This is a genomic window from Zeaxanthinibacter sp. PT1 (genome assembly GCF_028464225.1).
Lineage (GTDB): Bacteria > Bacteroidota > Bacteroidia > Flavobacteriales > Flavobacteriaceae > Zeaxanthinibacter.
Window position 1 is genome coordinate 268,785 of sequence record NZ_JAQPCN010000001.1, and the last position, 25,377, is coordinate 294,161.

Consider the following 25,377-nt stretch of genomic DNA (forward strand, 5'->3'; position numbering starts at 1 on the left):
CTTGTTACAAATTTTTGAGCGCCAGTTTAATTATGTCCTCAACGCTGCGTGTCGGGTCATCGATCATCGCCTTGTCCACGGCCTTTTCGGCCTGTTTCCGCACGAATCCAAGTACCTCTAAAGCTGATAACGCTTCTTCTTTATTTGTATTGTTCGATGGGGCTGAAACTTCCCCGATATCCTGTATTTTCAGAACTTTGTCCTTTAAGTCAAGGATAGCCCGCTGAGCGGTTTTAGCACCTATCCCCTTGACAGACTGTATGGTAGCCACGTCACCATTTGCGATAGCATCCCTAACCTGTTGTGGCGTTAATGATGATAACATGGTCCTTGCAATACTGGCCCCAATTCCGGAAACCGATAATAAGAGGCGAAAAATCTCCCGTTCTGAAGGTTCCGCAAAACCAAAGAGGGTATGTGAATCTTCCTTTACCTGCAGGTGGGTAAAGAGCATCAGCTGTTCTTCATCCCTGACCAGGGAAAAAGTGTTCAGGGAGATATTGACAAAATAGCCAATCCCCGCGCATTCTATGACAACATGGGTGGGATGCTTCTCGACGAGCTTCCCTTTTAGATGGGTAATCATGGTTGGTTCAATGTTTGGGTGACGGCATGCATCAATGCCGGGTTTTAAATTTTTACGGTCCCTTGCTTGGCTTTCCTGCGTTTCTCCCGCTCCTGGGCATCGATCACCGCAACGGCGGTCATGTTGACCATTTCGTTCACATTGGCTCCTAACTGCAGCAGGTGTACAGATTTCCTCAACCCCAGCATGATAGGCCCGATAGAATCTGCCTTATTCAGTTCCTTGAGTAATTTGTAGGTGATATTCGCCGCTTCCAGGTTGGGAAAAATGAGGGTATTCACCTTTTTACCGGCTAATTTTGAAAAGGGAAACTGACTTTGGTGCAGTTCCTTATTCAGGGCAAAATCGGTTTGTATTTCCCCGTCTACCACCATTTCCGGGTATTTCTCGTGGAGAATCTGCACAGCTTTCGCCACCTTGGTAGCATGTGGGTGATTGGAAGAACCGAAGTTCGCATAAGACAACAGGGCCATTACGGGGTCAAAACCAAAGGCACTGGCCAGGTTGGCTGTCATCACCGCGATTTCGGCGATCTCTTCTGCTGTTGGGTCTATATTGATAGAGGTATCAGCCAGGAATATTGGCCCCCTCTTGGTATTCATTATGTGTACCGTAGCCGCGTTGCGCACGTTGGTAGAGCGCCCGATGACCTCGAAAATTGGTTTTACAGCACTGGGGAAAGCCCTGGTCTGACCGGAGATCATTCCGTCTGCATCGCCTTCAAGCACCATCATGGCCCCAAAATAATTGCGTTCGCGCATCTTGGATTTCGCATTGTGAATGGTAGACCCTTTTCGCTGGCGGTTTTCCCAGTACTGGTTAGCGTACTGCATTCTTTTGTCCTTAGCCTCCGGTGCATTGGGATCGATAACGGGTATGTCTGCATCAAACTCCAGTTCTTCCATCAGTTCTTTGATCACATCCACTTTCCCGAGTAATATAGGATGAGCTATCCCCTCCTCGTAAGCGATCTGGGCGGCTTTAAGAACATCCAGGGTATCCGCCTCGGCATAAACAATCTTCTTAGGATCTGTTTTGGCCCTGTTCATCAGCATTCGCATCACCTTATTATCGTCACCGGAACGCTGCATCAGGGTTTCGCGGTACCCATCCCAATCTTCGATCGGAGCCTTTGCTACCCCGCTTTCCATTGCGGCCTTAGCTACTGCCGGTGGAATTTCTACAATAAGCCTGGGATCAAATGGCTTGGGAATGATGTAATCTCGTCCAAAGGTCAGCCGGGTTTCCCCGTAGGCGATATTCACCTGTTCCGGAACCGGCTCCTTCGCCAGTTCTGCCAAAGCTTTTACCGCCGCCATTTTCATTTCCTCGTTGATCTTGGTAGCCCTGACATCCAGTGCTCCCCTGAAAATAAAGGGAAATCCAAGTACATTATTTACTTGGTTGGGATGGTCAGATCGCCCGGTAGCCATGATCACATCTTCCCTGGTCCTGCAGGCGAGGTCATATTTGATCTCCGGGTTTGGATTGGCCATGGCAAATACGATGGGCCGCTTAGCCATAGACTTCAACATAGCCGGGCTCAGAATATCTGCCACAGAGAGCCCAATAAAAACATCCGCATCCTTTACTGCCTGTTCCAGGGTGTCTATTTTCCGTGCCGTGGCAAATTCCAGCTTCTCCCCGCTTATACCTTCGCGATCTTTGCGGATAACCCCTTTACTGTCTAGCATGACCATGTTCTCTCCTTTGGCTCCAAGTGCTTTGTATAACCTTGAACAGGAAATGGCTGCAGCACCTGCACCGGAGATCACGATCTTCACCTTGTCTAATTTCTTCTTGGCAATCTCAACAGCGTTCAACAGTGCAGCCGCGGAAATGATGGCTGTCCCGTGCTGATCATCGTGCATTACCGGGATATCGAGCTCATCTTTTAAACGTCGCTCAATCTCAAAGGCTTCGGGGGCCTTAATATCCTCCAGGTTGATTCCGCCAAATGTGGGCGCAATCATTTTTACGGTCTCTATGAATTTTTCAACATCCTTGGTGTCTACTTCTATATCCATCCCATCAATATCCGCGAAGATTTTAAAGAGCAGACATTTCCCTTCCATAACAGGTTTAGAGGCCAAAGGTCCGATATCTCCCAGGCCGAGGACCGCTGTTCCGTTGCTGATCACCGCCACCAGGTTACCCTTGGAAGTATAGCGGTAAGCATTTTCCTTATTTTTCTCTATTTCAAGGCAAGGCTCTGCTACTCCGGGAGAGTATGCCAGCGCCAGGTCTCGCTGGGTTGAATAAGGTTTGGTAGGAACTATTTTAATCTTACCGGGCTGCGGTTTTGCGTGGTATATAAGGGCTTCTCGCCTTTTCTTTTCTGCACTCATAAAAATGGGCTTTGAATGACAAATTTAGTAGTATTTCTTTGGAATAAGTCCTAAGCAGCTGAAACAAATATGCAGACACCTAAATACCGTTGCCGGCTGCTATAAGAATCGCGCACAAAGGGGCCTATCCTTGAGGAGTGGATTCTTAGCTGCAAAAATCAAGTCCTTATTCATGTTCAGTATTATCCTCTTCAATAGTTAACCTGGGCGGAGGTGTCGGCGGCACTACTCTTAACCTCATGGCCAGGACCGCCGCGATCAAAAAGAAGGCTCCCCCGAACAGGATGGCGTTTATCGCGTTGTTACCAAGAAAATTTTTGATAATAAATCCAAAAGAAAGCGTCTGTATCAACATTGGTATAACGATCATCATATTCACTATACCCATGTATACACCCCGGCGCTCTTCGGGGATCACCTTAGACACCATGGCATACGGGATTCCCATCATGGCCGCCCAACCGATTCCGAAAAGGATCATTGGAATCAACAAAGCGATCCTGTCGTTAATAAATGGCATACTGAGCAGGGCAAGTCCGGTGAGGAATAAACTGAGTACGTAAACTATTTTAGAGCTGTACTTCCTGGCGATCGGCACTAATGCAAGAGCCACCAGCATAGTCACCATATTATAAGTCCCGTTCATCAGCCCGGTCTGGGCCAATGCCTGTTCTGACATTAACTGCACATTCTGGGCAAAGGTCATATCCTCGGTGCCAATCACTTCCCCGGACCTGCAGGCTTCCATAATGGTCTCAAACCTGGAGGTATCGCTATTGCTGATCCCGAATAAACTAGACCTCAACATGGGGGTAATGAATTGCCAGTACACGAACAAGGCATACCATTGGAAGAAATATACGGCAGCGAGTTTCCACATCAGTTTAGGCATACTGCCTATAGCATGGGCTATCTCCACGATAGGCTCAAAAGCGCGTTTCATGAAAGAATCGTTCTGCTTCCGCTCCCTGATATAAGCTAACTCCTTGTCGGTTGGAGGGATCTCGGGGGTCTTCCAAACAGACCAGAGGATGGTCGTAACCGAGGCTATCGCCCCTAAAAAGAAGGAGTAATACACCCATTTAGGAATAGCAGTCACTACCTCTGTCCCCGTGCTGCATAATTCTCCTGCGACTGCCGGGACACTGAACCAGTCCTGGAAGAGGAAGAGTGAAAAGTTGGCCAGCGTGATCCCGGCACCGACAAAGAGACTCTGCATCTGGTATCCGTAAGTCAGCTGTTTGTCCGGCAATTTATCCCCTACAAATGCCCTGTACGGTTCCATCGCGGTATTGTTTGCCGCATCGAGGATCCAGAGCAATCCTACCGCGAACCACAATTCAGGACTGAAAGGAAATGCTACAAGACACAAACTGGCAAGGATAGCACCAATCAGGAAGAAAGGTTTCCTGCGTCCGTACTTCGGTGACCAGGTCTTGTCAGAGATAGCTCCAATAATTGGCTGAATCAACAGGCCTGTTACAGGGCCTGCGAGGTTCAGCAGTGGTAATTCTTCATGATGAGCACCCAGGAAGGAAAAAATGGGATTCACCGCGGTCTGTTGTAATCCGAAACTGAACTGGATTCCGAAAAATCCGACATTCATATTCCATATCTGCCAAAAACTTAACTCGGGCTTCCTGATCTTCATGTGGTAATGAGATAGTGTATTAGTTGGTATTCGATTGGTTTACAGATGATTGATCAACGCACAGTCGAGAGAGATTCAACCCCTAGATCACAAACAAGTGTGGAATATAGTTATTAATGAGCTTTCCTAACAAATTCTTAACATATTAATCTGTGCCATGAATAAGAGCATTATCCTAATGCTTAGGATTTTAAGAATTTTATGTTTCGCTTAAGGCCCGAAAATTTGGTCCGCTTCACCGCAGATTTCCGAAACACCTCCCGGAAGACATCTTCAGTAATCTCTTCCCAGTCCTTTTTACTCATCTGCAGCAGTTCCGGGTGCGGGTCAAAGGCAGGTTCGTGATGCGGTTTAGAAAAACGGTTCCAGGGACAGACGTCCTGGCAGGTATCACAACCAAAAGCCCAATCCTCAAACTGCCCCTTTACCTCAGTGGGAATTTCATTTTTCAGTTCTATGGTGAAATACGAAATACACTTACTGCCATCCACAACGTAGGGCGCCACGATGGCCTGGGTAGGACAGGCATCGATACAGGCGGTACAGCTACCACAATGATCGGTTACCGGGGCATCGGCTGGCAGCTCCAGGTCTGTGATTAATTCCGCAATAAAATAATAAGATCCCACCTGCCGGGTTAGGAGATTAGAATGCTTCCCCATCCAGCCGAGACCACTGCGCGCCGCCCAGGCTTTATCCATAACCGGGGCAGAATCCACGAAGGCCCTGCCGTTAACTTCTCCTATATGATCGGTTATAAATTCTTGCAGCTGCCGAAGTTTGGATTTTATGACATGGTGGTAGTCCTGTCCGTAAGCGTACTTAGAAATTTTATAGGTCCCGTCTTCTTGCTGTTCTTCCGGGTAGTAATTCAATAAGAGCGATATGACAGATTTAGCTCCATCCACCAGCTTAGTTGGGTCCAGGCGTTTGTCAAAATGGTTTTCCATGTATTGCATCTCCCCATGCATCCCCTGCCGAAGCCATTGTTCGAGGCGGGGTGCTTCTTCCTCCAAAAAACCGGCCTTGGAAACGCCACAGGACAAAAAACCGAGGCGCTTGGCTTCGGTTTTGATCATTTCTTTATAGGTGTTTTGCTGCCGCATCTGCTCTTGGGAAGTATAAAGTGAAGGTACAAATCTAAAAAAGAAATGCCGCAGTGCGTTTATTTATAGTTACCAAGATTAAAAAGGTCTTGGATAACCTAAATCTTGTTCAGCAACCTTGAGCTGGAAATCAAAATCGTATGCCGGGGAAAGAGGCCCCGGCATAACGTAAAATAGAATTAATAGCTCAGTATATCAAGGTACCGCAGGTACCGCCGGATTGTGAGCGGCAAAAATACCATTACTATTTTCCAAGGCAATCCAGACATGTAAGGTCCACATTCCTATTGCGGGATTAAAGTACCACTCATCCTCGGTACCGGTGAAGCCTTCTGGAGGAGGCGGAGGACTTGAAGGATCATCAACAGTTACCAGGTATTCAACGGCTACAAATGTCATTCCTCCCTCGTCATTCGGGACATACAACAGGACTTCCGGTTTTTCTAATTCAAAAATTTCATCTATAAGCCCAACTTTTCCATAGTGATGGCCCATATGAGGCACATAACCGGAAAGGTCCGTGTCATAACCCTGTGCAAGGGCTACTTTGAAATTATGAAACCGTCGCATTTTTTTGGTGAGACGGATTACTTCTGCTTCCCATGGTTCCAGTTCCGCTTTCACAGCGTGGGTTTCAAAAGTAAAATCCTCTTGGGTGGTCAATTCATCGGGAGTACAAGACGACAGGAACAAGGAAATTAAAAACACTCCCAGTAATCCGCCAACCCCTGCGAATTTGATCGACCTTAACACTCGATACTTTTTTTGCTCATCTTTCATAATAAAACAATTTAGGTTAAACAATAATCTCCTTTATAACACAATGAAAGAGATAAAGTTTCCAAAAAATGTTGAAGGGGGGATGGGAATCTGAATTGCATTTATGGCATTTAGTAAACCACTATATCCACAATCCTACAATGACATAAAGTTAGCTAGGTAACATATCATTTAGGTGCTTCAATAAACCCACATCTAATTCCAGGGATATTTATCCCAACCATTAATCAGACAGGAGAAACTTTGTAAATACAATTAAAAAATATGGGAACTGTAAACTATGCATATGACCAAAAGGCGGTCATCTAATCAAAGCTAAGATATTATTCTCAAACACTTGATGATGAAATTGTTAATATTATATTGATGGTGAAAAGACGCGCCCTTAGCTTCGGTTCAGCCATTTTTTTCAAAGTATTTTGTGGCTGCATTTGGTCCTGTGTAGTATAAGGCCTAGGTACAAATATTTACTGTTTCACAGCCAAATACCCTATGCCATGTACAATTTTCAACTTCTAAGACGTGTTCCATCTCTAGTAAAAGCTTCAGCTCGGTCTTTTAATCACGGAATAGCTGCAGTGTACACCCCCTGTTCCGGAGCCCGGGGAACAAGGTCCGGGATGCGTGTCGCAGGTCTTTGGCGCCTTAAATTGTAGCTCAATGAGTACAATAGCAAAACCGGGTGCCAGGCCGGTTATCCTGATATCCCCTGCAGAACGCAGTAAAAATGCCCCGTCCTCTGCTGATCTTTTTACAAAATCATGAAGTAGCTCGCACCAGTTCTTATTTCCCATTTGTCCCATGTGGTCATGGCCTAGCATTTCAGATTCCGCTTGCAACTCTGCTTCCCCGGTGGGGAGATCAGATATAAAACGTTGAATTGCGAATAAAAGCAATACCATCAGTACTACTGTGAAAAAGAAGGGCACCCACCTCATGTCTTTAATTTTAAATGGACAGGGGAACAGTCAATTTTATAACTATAGCTGCCAAAAGACAGAAACTAAAGGGATCAAAGAAATGTTACAACTATGGGAACTCTGGCAAAGACAAAGCGGATGCTTTGTTGAGGAATTACTACAATGTACGATTTTATTCGCAACTAATTGATATCGTGGCCATTATTTACTATTGAAAAAAAACCGGGGCCTGAACCCCGGTTTATTCTTTCTCTTCCAATGATCTCCTCTCATTCCTTAGGGCGAATATTCTGGTTCACCCTGAAAAGGTTTTGTGGATCGTATTTGGTCTTGATCTTTACAAGTCGATCATAATTCTTTCGATAGGATGCCTTGACCCGTTCCTGTCCTTCGTCCATCATAAAGTTAGAATATGCTCCTCCCATTGAATGCGGATGCAGTGCATTATAGTAATCCTTACACCACTGGGTAATCTTTTCTGCATTGGCCGGATCAGGGTCTACTCCCACAATAACCCCTGCATACTTAGCATCCCGGTAAGACCAGGGTGTTGCGTCTTTGGGAACCCGGGCAGCGGCACCGGTCAGGGGATATAAATGCATCTGGGATAAAGGTGTCGGGATCCTGGACCCGTACTTGCGGTGCGCGGCCCTGGCATCCGGGCTTAGCTGATCAAAGAAATCAGCTCTCCAATACCATTGCAGTCCAGGGGGCATCATCCCATCAAATAAAGTCTGTATAGCCGGGTAAGGCATAGGCCCAACGTGCTCAAATAGCGGATCCATGCTACGGACTTCCTCGAATAACTTATTGAATTTTTGTTCGTCCTCCCCTGCATAGCACCAGACAATACCACAGAATTGTTTATTATGCAGATGGTCCGGGAATGGCGGCCCGGGGATGATCATGGTAGCGGCAAATCCATTTAGCTCGTCCGGCGCATTATGAATAAATCCGTGGTACCACTCCAGGATCTCCTCGGTTTTTTCAATGGGCCAGAGGGTAGGTCCGCCTATGACATTCTCGAGTGGGTGTGCTTTAAAAGTAAAAGAGGTGACGATGCCAAAATTACCGCCCCCACCACGGATAGCCCAGAATAGGTCCGGGTTCTCATCTTCATTCACGGTGACGTAAGAACCATCGGCCAGGACCATATCGGCCTCTAGTAAGTTATCGATGGTTAGGCCATATTTCCGGGTCAGGTGCCCTATCCCGCCACCTAAGGTAAGCCCGCCTACGCCGGTTGAAGAAATAATGCCGGCCGGGACGGCCAACCCAAAAGCATGGGTAGCATGATCTACTTCTCCCCAGACGTTACCCCCACCTACGCGGACCGTCCTTTCTACGGGGTCTACCAATACATGCTTCATCAAAGACAGGTCTATCACCAGTCCCCCATCACAAAGCCCAAGGCCACCACCATTATGACCGCCGCCTCGCACAGCGATGAGTATATCGTGTTCCCTGCCGTAATTCACCGCACTGATCACATCAGCCACGTCCACGCATTTGGCGATCATGGCCGGCTTCTTGTCGATCATCGCGTTGTACACTTTCCTGCTTTCATGGTAATCTTTATGCCCGGGTTCTATCAGTTCTCCGCGGAGCATTTCCTTTAAATCCTGTAAAACGGTTTCCATAGTATGTAGAATTAATTGTTTGCATGCGCATTGACAGCTGTATTCGGTAAAGGAGGAACAATACAGTAAATCTGCAGAAATCGCCCGGCAGATCCAGGCTTTGGGGAACCATTGAGATGTGTTTATCTCCCAGAAGAAATCCTGTCGTAGGTCACGGCAGCCAGGGATGTAAACAAATTAAGGATGCGGATTTTAAAGGTAAGTAAAATTATCCATAACCCACTCTAAAAGAGATTGTTAAAATAAAATAAAAATGCATTTTACCACTTATTAACGCCGGGTAAACTCGAGTAATACCGCTCCGGGTTTCATGGAGATCAGCGGGTTTAATTCCAGGGTTTGCTGAGGGGTAGAAATATGGTAATCCTTCAGCAGCATACTCAGCACAATCACCATTTCGTACATGGCAAAATTATTGCCTACACACATACGGGGGCCCGCACCAAAGGGGTAGTAATAAGCCGAGTAATTTAACTTTTGTTCAGGATCAAACCGTTCCGGAATAAATTCCCCGGGTCGGTCCCAGAATTCTTTGCTGCGGTGCAACTCATATATGGACATCAGTAATAAGGTATTTGGCTGGAGACGGACTCCTTCTACCTCATCTTGTTCATTGGCTACCCTGTCAATAACATAGACCGGGGGATATAGTCTCAGGGCCTCTTCGATACATTGCTTGGTATACGGTAATTTCCCGAGCAGTTCCAAAGAATCATTATCCTTCCAATCTATCACTTTAACTTCCCGGTATAACTTTTCCTGTTTCGCCGGGTTGGATGCCAGCAGGAAAAGGACGAAACTCAGGGCATTTGCCGTAGTCTCGTGCCCGGCAGTAAACAGGATAAGAACCTCATCTATCAGCTGCTCCCTGCTCATCGCACTACCATCTTCATACCTGGCCTGCAAGAGCATATCGAGCAAGTCGTCTCTCTCCTCACCGCTTTCAATGCGTTCTTCAATGATACCGTTCAGGATATCGCGTCCCTGTTCTGCCAGGTCCAGGTGCTTACCGATCTTCCCACTAAGACGAAAATACCATTTTAAGTAGGGCTGTCGCATTTCACGGATCAGCATCTGCTGGTTGCGCTCGGTGATCTCCTGCAGGCGATTCATCCGCTTTCGGATATCGTCCCGGCTGAACAAGGATTGCGCTACTACCTGGAAGGCCAGGTCGCCCATGAGGGGAAATATGTCCTTGACTTCACCGGTTTCTATCCGATCCAGTTCCTTTCGGATCACTTCTATCATGGTACCTAATAGAAGATGTAGTTTCTTTTTGTGGAAAGCCGGCTGTATCATCCGCCGGTGTGCTCTCCAGTGTTCTCCTTCTGCAGTCAGTATCCCCTTTCCAATGTAGCGGGCCAAATCCACGGTCTGCAGTTCGGATTTCCTGTAATTCTTATGATTCTGTTGTAAGGCGTGGCGGATGATATTGGCATTGCGGGTAAAGATGACATTCCTGCCTAAGCTTACCTCAACCTTAAAGATATCGCCCAGTTTTTCAAAATGTTTCCTGTGAAATGGGAGAGGGTTCTTCAGAATCTGTTTCCGATTCCTGAACACTTCGTATTTGGATACTGTTGGTAGTTTCTTGCTCACTTAAAACAGGCCAGGTTGATTCCCCCCTTTTATTCTTCCAAGATGGGTATAAGCCAATTCTGTAACTTCCCGTCCCCGTGGAGTTCGCATGATAAACCCCTGCTGTATAAGAAAGGGTTCGTATACTTCTTCTATGGTCTCTGCACTTTCAGAAACAGCAGTCGCCAGGGTGGTGATCCCAACCGGGCCGCCTTTAAATTTATCGATAATAGTGGCCAGGATCTTATTATCCATTTCATCCAGGCCATAGGTGTCTACATTCAGGGCCTTTAGACCAAACCTGGCAATGGTCATATCTATTTTACCGCTGCCTTTGATCTGTGCAAAATCGCGTACCCGGCGCAACAGGGCATTACATATCCTGGGTGTACCCCTGCTGCGGCCGGCAATCTCTATGGCGGCCTCCTGGGTAATTGGCACTTTTAGAATTTCGGCACTCCTTTCCACGATAGTGGATAAAAGCTCGGTGTTGTAGTATTCCAGTCGACTCGCAATCCCGAATCGTGCCCGCATGGGCGCTGTAAGCAAACCAGACCTCGTAGTGGCCCCGACCAGGGTAAAAGGGTGAAGGTTGATCTGTACGGACCTGGCATTGGGCCCGGTCTCTATCATGATATCGATCTTAAAATCCTCCATGGCTGAATAGAGGTATTCTTCTACGATAGGGCTAAGGCGGTGGATCTCGTCTATGAACAGTACATCTCTTTCTTCCAGGTTGGTCAGCAGACCTGCCAGGTCCCCGGGTTTGTCCAGTACCGGACCCGAAGTGATCTTGATGCCTACCCCTAGCTCGTTAGCCAGGATATTGGCCAGGGTGGTTTTACCCAGGCCGGGAGGGCCGTGAAACAGGGTGTGGTCCAGGGCTTCGCCCCGGAGATTCGCCGCCTGCACAAATACTTTCAGGTTTTCCAGGACCTGTGCCTGTCCTGTAAAATCGTCAAAGGAAGCCGGCCTGAGGGCTCTTTCAATATCGAGGTCTTCTTGGGAAAAGTTCTCCGCGCTTGGGTCCAGGTGCTCGTTCATATGCTTACAAAGATAGGGGAAAATGAACAGTAACAGCTTCATCAAAATCTATATGCCTCCAGTATAAAATCAAAGACCTTTTTGTCTATCTGATGTTGCTTTCCACTCATTCCTAAACCTTTACACCATCTTTTTGGTTCTGACCAATGTGAATTTTTGTTAATTTTAGACTAAAACGGAAGAATATTTAACATATTTGCAGAAGTGTATCGATTATCGCATAAAATAACAGCTTTAACTTTGACCTTGGTGGTCATGCTTTCTACGGTTTCATTTACCGTAGATATGCATTTTTGTGGCGATAACCTGGTAAGCCTTTCGCTGTTGAAGGAAGCTAAAAGCTGTGGCATGGAAATGCAACAACACGCATCTTCCTGCGAAGAAATGGTTGCTTCCAAATCTTGTTGTACAGATAAAGAATTCGTCAAGGAGGGGCAAAAAGACCTGAAAAAATCCTATGCCCAGTACGCCGCTGACAAATTCACGGCATTCTTTCCCCACTACTCTGCTTACCTTCAGGTTATCATAACGAATGACAATAAACCTTTACGATTAGAAGATTATTCTCCTCCCCTCCTCAGTGTAGACCTTAAAACGCTATACGAGACTTACCTCATCTGATATTTATACAGTTACAAGCCGTCGACTCCGCTAGTTAGACAATAACGTGTACCTTTTGGTTAACTGTTTAAATTATATACAATGCTGGATAGAAGCATTAAATTCCTGATCGAAAATAAATTAGTCGCCTTTCTCCTCTTACTCCTTTTTGTAGGCTGGGGTATTGTAAACGCACCCTTCAACTGGAACACCGGTATCCTTCCTTCAGACCCAGTTGCTGTAGACGCTATCCCGGATATCGGTGAGAACCAGCAGATCGTTTTCACGAAATGGGAAGGGCGTTCACCACAGGACATTGAAGACCAGATTACCTACCCGCTTACTACCTCACTTTTGGGAATCCCCGGTGTTAAAACCATTCGGAGCTCCTCCATGTTCGGGTTCTCCAGCATTTATATAATTTTTGAGGAGGATGTGGAATTCTACTGGTCACGAAGCCGGATCCTGGAGAAGCTCAATTCCCTTCCGTCCGGTTTATTACCCGAAGGGGTTAACCCTGCACTTGGACCAGATGCAACCGGATTAGGGCAAATTTATTGGTATACCCTTGAAGGGCGAGATGAAGCGGGTAATGTAACCGGGGGCTGGGACCTGCATGAATTGAGGAGTGTACAGGATTATTACATTAAATATGCCCTGTCGTCGGCCAGTGGTGTCTCTGAAGTGGCTTCCATTGGTGGATATGTACAGGAATACCAGGTTGATGTTGACCCGGAATTACTCCGGCAATACAACATACAGCTGGCTGAGGTGGTCAAAGCCGTCCGGCAATCCAACCGGGATATCGGGGCCCAGACCCTGGAGATAAACAAGGCTGAATACCTGGTTCGCGGACTTGGGTACGTTAAGTCGGTTGATGACATAGCCAATACCGTTGTGGCATCAGAGGACTTCACCTCTATCAGGATAAAAGATATTGCCCGGGTTCATTTAGGACCCTCTGTTAGGAGAGGGATATTAGACAAGGAAGGCGCAGAAGTGGTTGGTGGTGTAGTGGTAGCCCGCTATGGGGCAAACCCACTGGAAGTGATCAATAATGTCAAAGACGAAATTTCCAAGCTATCGTCCGGGATGCCATCTAAAGTACTGGAAGACGGGCGAACATCGCAATTGACCATCGTACCCTTTTATGATCGGACCGAATTGATCAAAGAAACTCTGGGTACCCTGAACGAAGCCCTTACTATGGAGATCCTGATCACTGTACTGGTGATCGTAATCATGGTATTCAACCTCAGGGCATCGCTGCTTATTTCCGGATTATTACCGGTTGCCGTATTAATGGTGTTTATCAGCATGAAATATTTTGGTGTTGACGCTAATATTGTAGCACTTTCAGGGATTGCAATTGCTATCGGCACCATGGTCGATGTGGGGGTCATCCTCGTGGAAAATATTATCCGGCATTTGGAAGAGGATGAGGGCAAGCTACCGATAAACAACATTGTCTATAATGCCTCCGCCGAAGTCTCCGGGGCTATAGTCACCGCGGTACTCACCACCATAATCAGTTTTATCCCTGTATTTACTATGATAGGAGCGGAAGGAAAATTATTCCGTCCCCTGGCTTTTACCAAGACGATGGCCCTTACGGCCTCGATTATCATTGCCTTGTTCCTTTTACCCCCATTCGCAGCATTTATTTTTAAGAAGAGGAAGATCCGTCTTTACCCAAGACTTATTCTGAACATTTTTTTAATCGTATTGGGGTTAGCCGCAGTCATAACGGGATATTATATCGGACTTACCTTGGTCGCTTACGGACTGCTGACTGCTTTATATATTGTTCACGACCTGGATAATTTTAATTTCAAGCTAAACCCGATATTTTTAAAACGAAAGAATGCGCTTAATGTATTACTGACCATAGTAACTATCGTCTTTTTGTTGGCAAACTACTGGCGTCCCCTTGGTTTTGACCGTTCCGTGGCCATCAACCTTTTGTTCGTTTGTCTGATCTGTGCGCTTATCCTGGGATCTCTTTGGGCGCTGCGGTATTACTATACCCCCATTCTCAAATGGGCGCTGGATCACAAATTGGCCTTCATCATGATCCCCATCACTATTGTGACTTTGGGGACCATTATCATGTTTAATACGGGCAAAGAATTTATGCCCTCTTTGAACGAGGGGTCCTTTTTACTGATGCCCACCTCCATGCCCCACTCAGGTGTTGAGGAAAACAAGCGGGTTGTTCAGCAATTGGATATGGCTGTTGCTGCGATACCTGAAGTTTCCACGGTAGTGGGGAAAGCCGGGCGGACCGAATCTGCCCTGGACCCTGCGCCCTTATCGATGTATGAGAATATCATTCAGTATTACCCGGAATACCAGCGCAATGAACATGGAGAACGTCAACGATATAAGGTTAATGACGATGGATACTTTGTGCTAGCCAACGGGAAACTGGTGGCCAATCCGAATTCCCCGCTAGAAAATGAAGGGGATCAATCAGAAGAAATACTGGTGGACCCATGGAGTTTTAACAGGTCAGCCCTGGTGCCTGACAAAGACGGGGAATACTTCCGGAACTGGCGTCCGGATATAGGATCTCCGGATGAAATCTGGGATGAAATCGTCACTGCTACCCGGCTACCTGGTGTTACATCTGCCCCTAAACTTCAGCCTATTGAAACAAGGCTGGTGATGTTACAGACCGGGATGCGGGCCCCCATGGGGATTAAAGTAAAAGGCCAGGACCTGGAGCAGATCGAAGCCTTTGGCCTGGAACTGGAAAGTTTACTCAAAGAGGCAGAGGACGTAAAAGACCAGGCCGTTTTTGCAGACCGTATCGTGGGAAAACCCTATTTGCTCATCGATATACAAAGGGAGCAGTTAGCGCGTTACGGGGTTACCGTAGATGACGTACAACAGGTGCTGAGTATTGCCATTGGAGGTATGCCGCTGACACAGACCGTGGAAGGCCGTGAAAGGTATTCAGTCCGGGTGCGCTACCCCAGGGAGCTCCGGGATAGCCCGGAAGACCTGAAAAAGATCTATGTGCCGGTCAAGGACGGCAGCCCCATACCCTTGGGGGACCTGGTGGAAATCCGTTATGAGAGAGGTCCAATGGTCATCAAGAGCGAAGACACTTTCCTGGTGGGTTATGTGCTTTTTGATAAAATGGACGGCTATGCAGAGGTAGATGTGGTAGAGAATGCACAGGCTTTGATTCAAGCTAAAATAAGCAGTGGAGAATTAGTAGTTCCTAAAGGAATCAACTATGCCTTTACAGGAACTTACGAGAACCAGCTGAGGGCAGAAAAAACCCTGTCGATAGTTGTCCCATTATCCCTGCTGATCATCTTCCTGATACTGTATTTCCAATTCCGTTCCGTAAGCACCTCGCTTATGGTCTTCAGCGGGATAGCCGTAGCCTTTGCCGGAGGTTTTATTATGATCTGGTTATACGGGCAGGATTGGTTCCTGAATTTCAGCCTGCTGGGAGAGAATATGCGCGATCTGTTCAATATGCATACTATAAACCTCAGTGTGGCTGTATGGGTTGGATTTATCGCCTTGTTCGGGATCGCCACTGATGACGGGGTGATCATGGCTACTTACCTTACCCAGTCCTTTAACAGGAACGAACCGGGAACCCGGGAGGAGATTCGTGCTGCTGCCCTGGAAGCGGGAAACAAAAGGATAAGGGCCTGCCTGATGACCACGGCAACCACTGTACTTGCCTTACTACCTATTCTTACCTCGACGGGCAGGGGTAGTGATATTATGATCCCAATGGCCATCCCCAGTTTTGGTGGGATGATTATAGACGTCACTTCTTATTTTATCGTCCCGGTGTTGTACAGCTGGCACAAGGAAACAAAATTAAAATTTCGCAAGTCATGAGAAATCCGTTACTAACATTCCTGCTTATCCTGGTCTGCTTTAATGTAAAGGCACAGGACTTACAGACGTATATCGGGATCGCAGTCGCGGAAAACCCGGGTTTAAAGGCCTATGAAACCCGATATAAAATTGCCCAAGAAAAAGTGGAAGAAGCAAATTGGATTCCGAATACAGAATTAAGCACCAGTTATTTTATGAGTGAACCGGAGACCAGGACGGGCCCTCAGCGTGCCAGGTTCGCTGCACGCCAAATGTTCCCTTGGTTTGGAACCATAAACTCCAGGGAAAAGTATGCCACCGTGTTATCGGAAGCGGAGTATACAGATTACCAGGTAGAGAGACGAGAACTGATCCTGAAAGTTGCCCGTTCATTTTACCAGTTGCAGGCTTTAAAGGCACAAGATGCTATCCTGCAGGAAAATATCGATCTGCTGGAAACCTATGAGCGGCTCGCTATTACTTCGGTTGAAGTGGGAAGCGCATCAGCGGCCGATGTACTTCGGCTTCAGATCCGCCAAAACGAATTGCGACAGGAGTCACGAACCATACAGCAGGAAATCCTGGCCGAGACTGCTGGTTTTGACGCGCTTCTGAATCGCAAAGGAGAAACCACTTATAATTTTCCCGATTCTCTTGGTATTCCGTCACATGACCCGGAAATAAGTAACGAAGGCCTGCTATTGAATCCTGAGCTCGTACGTTTTGACAAATTATATAAGTCCGTGATCCGGGCGGAAGCTTTAAATCGAAAAGAGGCCGCACCCATGTTTGGGTTTGGTGTTGACTACATCCCAGTGGCTAACCGGACGGATATGAGCGTCCCTGAGAATGGGAAAGACATTTTAATGCCGATGGTAAGCTTATCTATCCCCATTTTTAATAAGCAGTTCCGCTCCAGGACCGTTCAGAACGAAATGCGGCAAACAGAGTTGGAGTTGCAGCGACAGGAACGACTGAACCAATTACAGTCTGCCCTGGCCAGGGCAATCCACGAAAGAAATGCCGCCAGGGTCACCCATGGCCTCCTGGAAGAAAACCTGCACCAGGTGAGGCAGGTAGAAGATATCCTGTTAAAAAATTACGAAACAGGAACAATAGATTTTAACGAAATCCTCGATATTCAGGAAATGCATCTGCGATTTCAGAACAAACTGACAGAAGCAGTCAGAACTTATTACGAGAAGAGTGCAATTATTAATTATTTAACCCAATAAATACTATAACAATGAGAAGAACTATTGCAACTACAGCTTTCCTTTTAACCCTGGCCCTGATCGGCTGTAAGGACGACAAAAAACAACAGGAAGTTGAGTTGAACAGCCCTGAGGAAGTGAAGAAAGAAGAAAAAATGACAGCAGATATAGCCGATCAGGAGTTTGCAGATGGCATGACCGGGAAGGTCTGGCACAATTACCTGGAAACAAAGATGGCATTAACCCAGGACGACGCTAAAGCAGCATCTACGGCGGCAGGCAATATGGCAGAGGGATTTGGTGAGGCCAAACCCGAATTAAAAACCCTCGCAGAACGTTTAGAAACCGCTGAAAACATAGAAGAGCAGATAAAGGTTTTTTCTGAGATCACTGAAAAAGCAGGCCCACTGTTTGCAGAGGCCTTATCTGGCGGTACCATTTATAAACAATACTGCCCTATGGCATTCAACAATAAAGGAGCCTACTGGTATTCTGATGTTCCGGAAATAAGGAACCCTTATTTCGGCAGCAAAATGCTGAAATGCGGAAAAGTAGAAGAAACGATCAAACCAAAGCAATAATATACTTAACCAACCAAACTATTTTTAACAGATGGTAAAACGAAAGACAGCAATCCGCATCCGAAAGACACACAGGTATCTAGGGATATTCCTCGGGATACAATTCCTGATGTGGACGATCAGCGGTATGTATTTCAGCTGGACAGATATTGATGAGATACACGGGGATCATTTCCGGAGAGAAGAGCCCCTGCCACGTAACTTTTCCGATCTAATGGCTGCACCCAATATGCCCCAGCTTGATACGATCAGCAGTTTAAGACTTTTAAGTGTAGCCGGCATCCCCCATTTCTGGATCAATCAATCTGAACTGTACAATGCCAGGACAGGTGAAAAGCGCAATGGGATAACCGCACAGGAGGCTTTAGTTATAGCAGACAGGTTTATGTCCCCGGAACTTGAGGTCGCAGAAATAACCCGGATCGAGGAAGTGGATGCTCACCACGAGTACAGGGGAAGACCACTACCTGCCTACGAGATATCCTATAATTCGGATAACAACCTGAAAGCCTATGTGGCCATCGCCAATGGAGAATTCCAGACGGTGCGCTACCGGGACTGGAGGTGGTTCGATTTCCTGTGGATGACCCATACCATGGATTACCAGGGAAGGGACAATTTTAATACCATTATCCTGAGAGCTTTCTCCCTGCTGGGATTAATAACCGTATTCAGTGGATTCCTTTTATGGTACACCAGTTCACCAACCATGCGTAAATGGAAGAAAAAAGTGTTAACCTAAAAATCACTAGTAAAAATGAATACAGAAGATAAAAACAAGAACTCCAAAAAGCCATATGCTAAGTTCGGCTTGATGATGGCTGTGTCCTTTGTAATCATGTACGCCGTTATGTTTCTCAACGCCGATGTATTTGATCATGTGATGCTCAGTAATACCAGGACCTATATGACAATACTGATGATAGCTCCCATGGCAATTTCCATGATGTTATTCATGTGGGGAATGTACAAGGACAAGAAACTGAATTACATTATCCTGGGTGGCTCAGCTTTACTCTTTATCGCTACTTTATACGGGCTGCGTCAACAGGTATTCATCTCCGATGTGCAGTGGATGAAGGCGATGATTCCACATCATTCTTCGGCTATTATGGTTAGCCAGAAAGCTGACCTTAAGGACCCCGAAGCACGGAAACTGGCTAAGGAGATCATTGAAGCCCAGGAACGGGAAATCGCCCAGATGAAAAAAATGATCTATCGTTTGGAAAACAGTGACGAATAATAAAAGTATGACCGATAGGTTCGCTTTTCAATATCTAAATAATGAATAAAAAAGTAATTGTCATAATTCTGACCCTCGCAGCAGGTTTATTCTTAGGCTACCTGATCTTCGGAACTGCTGCCTCCACCGAGAAAAACGGTGAAGCAGCAGACACCCATGAACACGACAGCACGAATGAGGATGGTATGTGGACCTGTTCTATGCACCCCCAGATCCAAAGTCCTGAACCGGGAGATTGTCCTATTTGCGGCATGGATCTCATCCCAGCCGATTCCGGGGATGCAACTGCAGGAGCACTGGAATTCCGAATGACTGATAACGCTATGGCCCTTGCCAATATCAGGACTAGCCAGATTGGTAGCGGGGCCGATACAGGTGAGAATACGGTCCGACTTTCAGGAAAGATCAGGAAGAACGAGGAAGCCAATGCAATTCAAGCCAGTTATTTTGACGGCCGCATTGAAAAATTGAATATCAATTACACCGGACAGGAAGTCAGGAAAGGACAGTTGCTCGCCACCATCTATTCACCGGGACTGGTTGCCGCACAACAGGAACTGCTCACTTCGAAGAACCTGAAAGGCACTCAGCCAGGACTCTATAATGCTGTCAGAAATAAGCTCAAAAACTGGAAACTGACTGAGAAGCAGATCAACGAGATAGAAAACAGTGGTAAGATACGGGAAGAATTCCCGATCTACGCAACGGTCAATGGTACTGTTACGGAAATTATGGCTGCCGAAGGTGATTTCATCAAACAAGGCGAACCCATTGTCAAGGTCAGTAACCTCGATACCGTCTGGGCCTCCTTTGATGTGTATGAAAATCAGATTGGCCAGTTCAGTAAAGGGCAAAGTATTCGCATTACGCCAAGGGCTTACCCGGAGCATGAGCTTGAGGGACGCATCTCGTTTATAGATCCCGTAATGGATAATAGATCCCGAACGCTGAGTATCCGGGCTACCTTACCTAATAGAGATGGCTTACTAAAACCCGGAATGTTCTTAACTGGCCGAGTTGAAACGGACCCTGCTACGGGGACCACACAACAATTACAAGTACCCGCCAGTGCTGTGATGTGGACCGGGGAACGATCCGTGGTGTATGTACAGACAGAAGCAGGGCAACCCGTATTTGAAATGCGCGAGGTAAGACTGGGCAGCAGGATTGGGGATCAGTACATGGTCACCGAGGGCCTTAAACCCGGAGAGTATGTTGTAACCAACGGTACCTTTACCGTGGATGCCGCAGCTCAATTGCAATCTAAGAGTAGTATGATGAATCCGCCCCAGCTCAGCGAGGGACATGCCACCATGTACGACATGGATATGGAAGTTTCTGATTCCTTCGCCAAATTTTTCACAAAGGCTTTACCGCAATATTTACGCCTTCAGGAGGCATTGGTAGCGGGGAATACGGAGGCTGGAAGTGAATCTGCCAGGCAGACCCTGAAAGCTTTGAATGAAGGGAAGTCCTCGCTACACGGCATGGCCCGGGATCACCTGCAGAAAAGCATACGAATGCTGGAGGCCATTGCCGGAAATGAAATCCTTGACAACCAACGGGAACATTTCGTAATACTTAACGAAAACCTGATTGCGCTCGCAAAAAACACCAACAATCTTCCTGAAGAGCTATATATCGTACAGTGTCCTATGGCAAATAATAACCAAGGTGCGCTATGGCTCAGTAAGGATAAACAGGTCAGGAACCCTTATTATGGGGATGCCATGCTCAGCTGCGGTAGTGTCATAGATTCCTTAGGACAGGAGTAATCATTAGCCTCAGAAAGCATACCCGGACAGATCTCCCAGTCCGGGGCTTTCACCGGGATAAAGAATTCCGTCCTTCAACCGGAACAATCCTTTAAAAGGATCCCCGATGATATCCATATGTCCATCCAGGTCTGCGTATTCAACGTTTGCCCTGCTGAGCGCAAAATGTAAACCCGCGGCTATCCCAAGACTGCACTCGTCTATACAACCTACCATGGCTTCGAGGCCCGCAGATTTAGCGACAGAATTAATATGCAGTGCTTCCATGATCCCTCCAACCTTCATGATCTTGATGTTCACCATGTCTACCCGTTCATTCTGAGCCAGGCGGAATGCATCGGCCAGGGTTTTGATACTCTCATCGGCCATCACGGGCAGGGTCACATGCTGGGTTACTTCGCCCAGGCTTTCTTCCCCTCCAACTCTGGTCGGTTGTTCAAAGATCTCAATGCCTACCGTGGCAGTCTGTCTTACAAACGAAATGGCCTCCGCCACCGAATAACCCTGGTTGCCGTCAAACCGCAATAAGACATCGGGGAAAACTTCTCTTAACCTGGTCATTTTCTCCACATCCTCTTCCAGGGACTTCCCGCCTTTTACTTTTAGGACAAAAAAACCTGCCTTTACCCATTCACGGGCATGGGCTATGGTATCCGCTACCGGCAAGATCCCGATCGTTACACTGGTCGGAATACTGCTTTTATACCCCCCTAAAAACTTATATAATGGAACCCCTGCTTTCTTAGATACCAGGTCAAATAAGGCAATATCCACCATGGCCAGTGTTGAGGATTTACCGGGCAGCATCCTTTTTAATTCTTCAATAATAAGGGCATAGGTAAAAGGATCCTTCTGTTTCAGGTAAGGACTGATGATCTCTTTTATAGCCTGGGTCACCTCCTCATTAGTCTCCCCGGTAACAAAACCGTCCGGACAGGCACAGCCATAGCCGGCAAGGCCGGTATCGGTCTCCAGTTTCAGGATGAAATTCGTGGCACTGCTTACGGTTTCATAAGCAATGGTATACGGCTCTGACAATTTAAGGTCCAGCCGTTGATAGGTCACTTTGGTGATCTTCATAGGCCTAGTACCTTTTCTGGTATAGATCTTCTAACGGGGTGCTCTTGATTGATTCCACGAATTTTACCATGTTCCTGATCATCAGCTGCCACATTATCTCTCCCTTTTCTGCCGTAGCTTTGGTAGCATCACCCATGACCCCGCTTTGGGAAAGTTTATGGGTATGGGCATACCAACTGACGCCCTGCTCATTGTCGTAGTCGAGAAATTTACTACCGAATTCAAGGGTCTGGTTTACGGCCTTAGACATGTCGACCATATCCGGTCTTACAGCCAGGGTTGTACTGGTCTCAATTTCACCGGCATGTATATCGTTTGGTGTATCTATTAGCCTGTACAGGTCCACATCACTGGTTTCCCCTGTATCCACACACACGAAAATTTTTGCATCCCGGTTGATCATCTGGGCTGCGTAGGATAAAGTCGGGGCATTATCCCCGTGCCCGTTCAGGATGATGATTTTCTTGATCCCGTTCTTGGCAAGCCCCATCCCGATATCATACACGAACCTTGAAAGCGCATCGTTGGTGACACTCAGGGTTCCTTTAAAGTCTTCGTGGTGGTACGATACCCCGAAAGGAATAGTAGGCAGCACCAGGGGTTTTGGGTCCTGGCAGGCTTCCGCAACCTTGTATGCCATGTACTTGGCATCAAAGTAATCAATATCTACCGGCAGGTGAGGTCCGTGCTGTTCTATTGCACCACAGGGCAGGATAACCGTGTCCGTGGTTTTCAGGTAATCTTCTATTTCGGGCCAGGATTTGTGCTCCCACAAAAAGCTGGCTTTTTCATTAATGGGTGTCATGTTCTTTGTTTAAAAAATAGGGAACCTCAAAAGGCTCATTTTCAAGAGCGAAGGTATGCCATTTCCGCTCCCGTAGTTGCACTGCACCCCCGGAATATTTACCGAGAATATCAAATAGTGGCCGGCGAACATATTCAGGGAGATCCCGCAGGTTACTGCGCTCATTATCAAAGCGCAACTTAACGATCTCGCTGTATTCTTTTGCCAATCTGGTGGTGTGTTCATTGGCCGGGATAAGCTCCTTATCAAGCAGCAGGTGGTATAGGTGTGCGGCATCGCTGCCGATCTGTTTCACACTCCTGCTGGCCAGTGCCTGTAATCCACGTTCTACCTGTTCTTCAGTATACCCACAGCGCCCAGGGTCTTCATCCAGGGCCTTCAGCATTCCAACAATCCGACGGCATTTTTCACAATTCCCACAAGGCAGCATGGTCCCCAGGTGTTCATGGGCTGCATGACAGGAGACCTGCCTGCGCTGTAACTCAGGGTAGCGTTTCACCAGGATCTTCAGGATGAGCAGCTCTGACAAGCTTCTCAGGATGGAAAATTGGTGTATATCCCATTGCTTTTTCTTGTAATACCGGGTAAGGGCATTATCAAAATACTTGCTCTGGTCATACAGGCCATGGTAATGGGTAATACCGTCGTGGTTTCCTTTGACCGTAGTGTCGTACTCGTTCCCGATAAGGATATTGCCGATGTTGCGTTTCCGGACCACGGGTAGTACCCCGAAGAGGAAGACTGCTACGGTCCATAAGCGGATAGGGTAAATATCGGCGCGGATATTCTGGAAATTTTCCTTGATAAACGGCATCTGCCGAACCATCCAGTTGAAAATCCGGTCGCTGTTACACCATGGTTTCACGGTATTGGGTTCTATCTCCTTGAAATATTTATGTGCATTAACAGCAGTGTACCAGTGGCGACCTGATTCGTTGATGTATACCGGGTGGGCTTCCCCTAGCTCCTTTACAATCCCGTAGGTAAGAAGACTGTCTTTCCCCCCGCTGCTCAGGATAGCATATTGATTCTTATCGGTACTGTAATTTCTCTTTTCAGGTTTCATCTCCCGGAAAACGGTATTGTCAAAGATGATCTCAGCTGCCGTATAGCGTTCCATCTTTTCGGGCCGGATCTGGTCAAAAGGCGTTTTTAGGAATTCGTTCCTGGCAAAGAACTTATTCACCAGGATCTCGCGCGAAGTGTTCTCCATCATATCCCTCAGGAACCTTTTATCGGTCTCATCAAATAAGCCGTCAAAGACGATCTTCTCGAAGAACAAGCCGTAATTCAGAGCCACCTGTGCCACCATCATCGAGGCCAGGTTAACATCTTCCGGGGCTTTGGGATCAAAATACCGGCTTTCGTAAGAATAAATAAGTTCATTACTCTGTGACGAACCATCCTTTTGTACCACCGTATAGGTCGCTTTTACCCGCTTAGGCTCTACCATTATCTGATGAACTTTCAGGGTATCGAGAACCAAGAGAGAGCGAATATTGCTCATGGGAGGTAATTTTTCAGCAATTCTACAAGTTCCCCTGCACCATACTCAAGGACATCATAGGCCGGGATACCGGTCTCTTTAGTGATCGCCTCACAGGCCGGGCGGATCTCATCTTTTTCCATCATCTCATGGTTGACGGTTATGGCTATCACCTTTTTCCCGGAGATCACTTCTATTGCGTTGATCTGTTCTTCCAGGGAGTGTAACTTATAGCCGGGGAAGCCGTCGTACTCTTCTCTTTTAGGTGCGTGCTGAAGGATCACGTAATCCGGCCTCCCCGCCGCGAGAATCTCGAATCCCCCGGGATAGGCCGGGTTCATTAGGCTGCCCTGCCCTTCGATAACCACGACATCCGGTTTTTCATTTTCCCAGGCACTTACCACGGCATGTTCAATCTCCCCGGAGACAAAATCGTTGATACAACTATCCATCACCATACTGTATTTGGCTCCCTGCATCCAGGCTGTTTGCCCTGTACCTATCATCTCTGCCTTAAGCCCGGCATCCCGGAAAGCATGTACCAGTATCCAGGAAGTAGTTCTTTTTCCCAGGGCAGAATCTGTCCCCAGTACCGCCAGCTTCAGGCAATCCACTTTTTCTATGTCCCCGGTAAAGAAATGAAGCTGGTCCCGGTCCGGAGTCTTGCGCACATCCCTGATCCGAAGGCCTTTCTCTGCTGCCAGGGCTGTCAGCTCAGTATCATTAGTCAGGAAATCGTGCAGCCCGCTGTCCACATTCCAACCTAATTCCAAGGCTTTTTTAATGGTTGCCTTCGCCACCTTGGGTAGCCGCCCACCATCAGGTGCCAGGCCTATGACCAAACTTTGAGGGAGGTTTTCGGTGCCCAGTTTTTCCACAGCCTCTCCCAGGTCTTTAAATACAGGGATGCCATTGGGCCTGCCATCCAGTATCTCTCCGGCATCACCACCGGCGTACTTTTCATCCAGAACCCCTACCACCTCGTACCGCTCTGTAAAGCGGACCAGGCCATGTGCAGTCTTGCCATTGGGAGTATTAAAGGCGCCCTCGCAGTACACCAGGGCTTTTCCATCTATCGTTCTTTTCATGCT

20 protein-coding genes are annotated in these 25,377 nt (G+C 47.1%); 7 read left to right on the forward strand and 13 right to left on the reverse strand.

The genetic code is table 11. The features are described 5' to 3' along the window. Positions 1-4 precede the first annotated feature (4 nt). The 9 genes from ruvA to ruvB all read right to left on the reverse strand — a co-directional run bounded on the left by ruvA (position 5) and on the right by ruvB (position 11,653). Positions 5-586 carry a Holliday junction branch migration protein RuvA gene (gene ruvA / locus PP178_RS01220; protein WP_272592486.1) on the reverse strand — a complete coding sequence of 194 codons (582 nt, stop codon included), beginning with the start codon at positions 584-586 and terminating at the stop codon, positions 5-7. A 44-nt stretch (positions 587-630) separates the two neighbouring features. Beyond that, a complete protein-coding gene (locus tag PP178_RS01225; RefSeq protein ID WP_272592487.1) occupies positions 631-2,934 on the reverse strand; it encodes an NADP-dependent malic enzyme in 2,304 nt (767 codons plus the stop codon). A gap of 166 nt (positions 2,935-3,100) precedes the next feature. Further along, on the reverse strand, positions 3,101-4,585 hold the full coding sequence (locus PP178_RS01230; RefSeq protein ID WP_272592488.1) for an MFS transporter: 1,485 nt from the start codon (positions 4,583-4,585) through the stop codon (positions 3,101-3,103). Positions 4,586-4,767: 182 nt separating this feature from the next. Further along, complete coding sequence (queG, locus tag PP178_RS01235) at positions 4,768-5,664, reverse strand: tRNA epoxyqueuosine(34) reductase QueG (protein ID WP_272592489.1); 897 nt, start codon at positions 5,662-5,664, stop codon at positions 4,768-4,770. Between the two features lie 222 nt (positions 5,665-5,886). After that, positions 5,887-6,471, reverse strand: coding sequence for a hypothetical protein (locus PP178_RS01240; protein WP_272592490.1), 585 nt, complete (start codon positions 6,469-6,471; stop codon positions 5,887-5,889). 545 nt (positions 6,472-7,016) lie between these two features. After that, positions 7,017-7,409 carry a hypothetical protein gene (locus tag PP178_RS01245; RefSeq protein WP_272592491.1) on the reverse strand — a complete coding sequence of 131 codons (393 nt, stop codon included), beginning with the start codon at positions 7,407-7,409 and terminating at the stop codon, positions 7,017-7,019. Between the two features lie 251 nt (positions 7,410-7,660). After that, positions 7,661-9,031 carry an FAD-binding oxidoreductase gene (locus PP178_RS01250; RefSeq protein WP_272592492.1) on the reverse strand — a complete coding sequence of 457 codons (1,371 nt, stop codon included), beginning with the start codon at positions 9,029-9,031 and terminating at the stop codon, positions 7,661-7,663. A 270-nt stretch (positions 9,032-9,301) separates the two neighbouring features. Beyond that, on the reverse strand, positions 9,302-10,630 hold the full coding sequence (locus PP178_RS01255) for a cytochrome P450 (RefSeq protein ID WP_272592493.1): 1,329 nt from the start codon (positions 10,628-10,630) through the stop codon (positions 9,302-9,304). After that, complete coding sequence (gene ruvB / locus PP178_RS01260; protein ID WP_272593604.1) at positions 10,631-11,653, reverse strand: Holliday junction branch migration DNA helicase RuvB; 1,023 nt, start codon at positions 11,651-11,653, stop codon at positions 10,631-10,633. A 204-nt stretch (positions 11,654-11,857) separates the two neighbouring features. Here ruvB and PP178_RS01265 point away from each other — a divergent pair, with 204 nt between their 5' ends. The 7 genes from PP178_RS01265 to PP178_RS01295 all read left to right on the forward strand — a co-directional run bounded on the left by PP178_RS01265 (position 11,858) and on the right by PP178_RS01295 (position 20,915). Continuing rightward, positions 11,858-12,274 carry an HYC_CC_PP family protein gene (locus PP178_RS01265; RefSeq protein ID WP_430974683.1) on the forward strand — a complete coding sequence of 139 codons (417 nt, stop codon included), beginning with the start codon at positions 11,858-11,860 and terminating at the stop codon, positions 12,272-12,274. 81 nt (positions 12,275-12,355) lie between these two features. Further along, positions 12,356-16,123, forward strand: coding sequence for an efflux RND transporter permease subunit (locus tag PP178_RS01270; protein WP_272592495.1), 3,768 nt, complete (start codon positions 12,356-12,358; stop codon positions 16,121-16,123). Continuing rightward, positions 16,120-17,337 (forward strand): TolC family protein, encoded by a 1,218-nt coding sequence (locus PP178_RS01275; protein WP_272592496.1) that lies wholly within the window; start codon positions 16,120-16,122, stop codon positions 17,335-17,337. Before PP178_RS01270 ends, PP178_RS01275 begins: the two co-directional genes overlap by 4 nt. Before the next feature lie 11 nt (positions 17,338-17,348). Next, positions 17,349-17,897: a DUF3347 domain-containing protein gene (locus PP178_RS01280; protein WP_272592497.1), complete on the forward strand. Its 549-nt coding sequence runs from the start codon at positions 17,349-17,351 to the stop codon at positions 17,895-17,897. A 31-nt stretch (positions 17,898-17,928) separates the two neighbouring features. Next, positions 17,929-18,639: a PepSY domain-containing protein gene (locus PP178_RS01285; protein WP_272592498.1), complete on the forward strand. Its 711-nt coding sequence runs from the start codon at positions 17,929-17,931 to the stop codon at positions 18,637-18,639. A 15-nt stretch (positions 18,640-18,654) separates the two neighbouring features. Next, positions 18,655-19,140, forward strand: a complete 486-nt coding sequence (locus tag PP178_RS01290) for a DUF305 domain-containing protein (protein ID WP_272592499.1) — start codon at positions 18,655-18,657, stop codon at positions 19,138-19,140. Positions 19,141-19,181: 41 nt separating this feature from the next. Next, positions 19,182-20,915 (forward strand): efflux RND transporter periplasmic adaptor subunit, encoded by a 1,734-nt coding sequence (locus tag PP178_RS01295; protein ID WP_272592500.1) that lies wholly within the window; start codon positions 19,182-19,184, stop codon positions 20,913-20,915. A gap of 9 nt (positions 20,916-20,924) precedes the next feature. Here the strand turns inward: PP178_RS01295 and PP178_RS01300 are convergent, their stop codons facing one another. From PP178_RS01300 to PP178_RS01315, 4 genes are read right to left on the reverse strand one after another with little or no spacing between them, the layout of a single operon-like run. Then, positions 20,925-21,995 (reverse strand): mandelate racemase/muconate lactonizing enzyme family protein, encoded by a 1,071-nt coding sequence (locus PP178_RS01300; protein WP_272592501.1) that lies wholly within the window; start codon positions 21,993-21,995, stop codon positions 20,925-20,927. A 4-nt stretch (positions 21,996-21,999) separates the two neighbouring features. Further along, the gene (locus PP178_RS01305; protein ID WP_133642369.1) at positions 22,000-22,800 is read right to left on the reverse strand and encodes a creatininase family protein; all 801 of its coding nucleotides are present in this window, start codon (positions 22,798-22,800) and stop codon (positions 22,000-22,002) included. Then, on the reverse strand, positions 22,787-24,307 hold the full coding sequence (locus PP178_RS01310; protein WP_272592502.1) for a hypothetical protein: 1,521 nt from the start codon (positions 24,305-24,307) through the stop codon (positions 22,787-22,789). The genes PP178_RS01305 and PP178_RS01310 overlap by 14 nt, the downstream gene beginning before the upstream one ends. After that, complete coding sequence (locus PP178_RS01315) at positions 24,304-25,374, reverse strand: DUF1611 domain-containing protein (protein WP_272592503.1); 1,071 nt, start codon at positions 25,372-25,374, stop codon at positions 24,304-24,306. Before PP178_RS01315 ends, PP178_RS01310 begins: the two co-directional genes overlap by 4 nt. Positions 25,375-25,377: the final 3 nt, after the last annotated feature.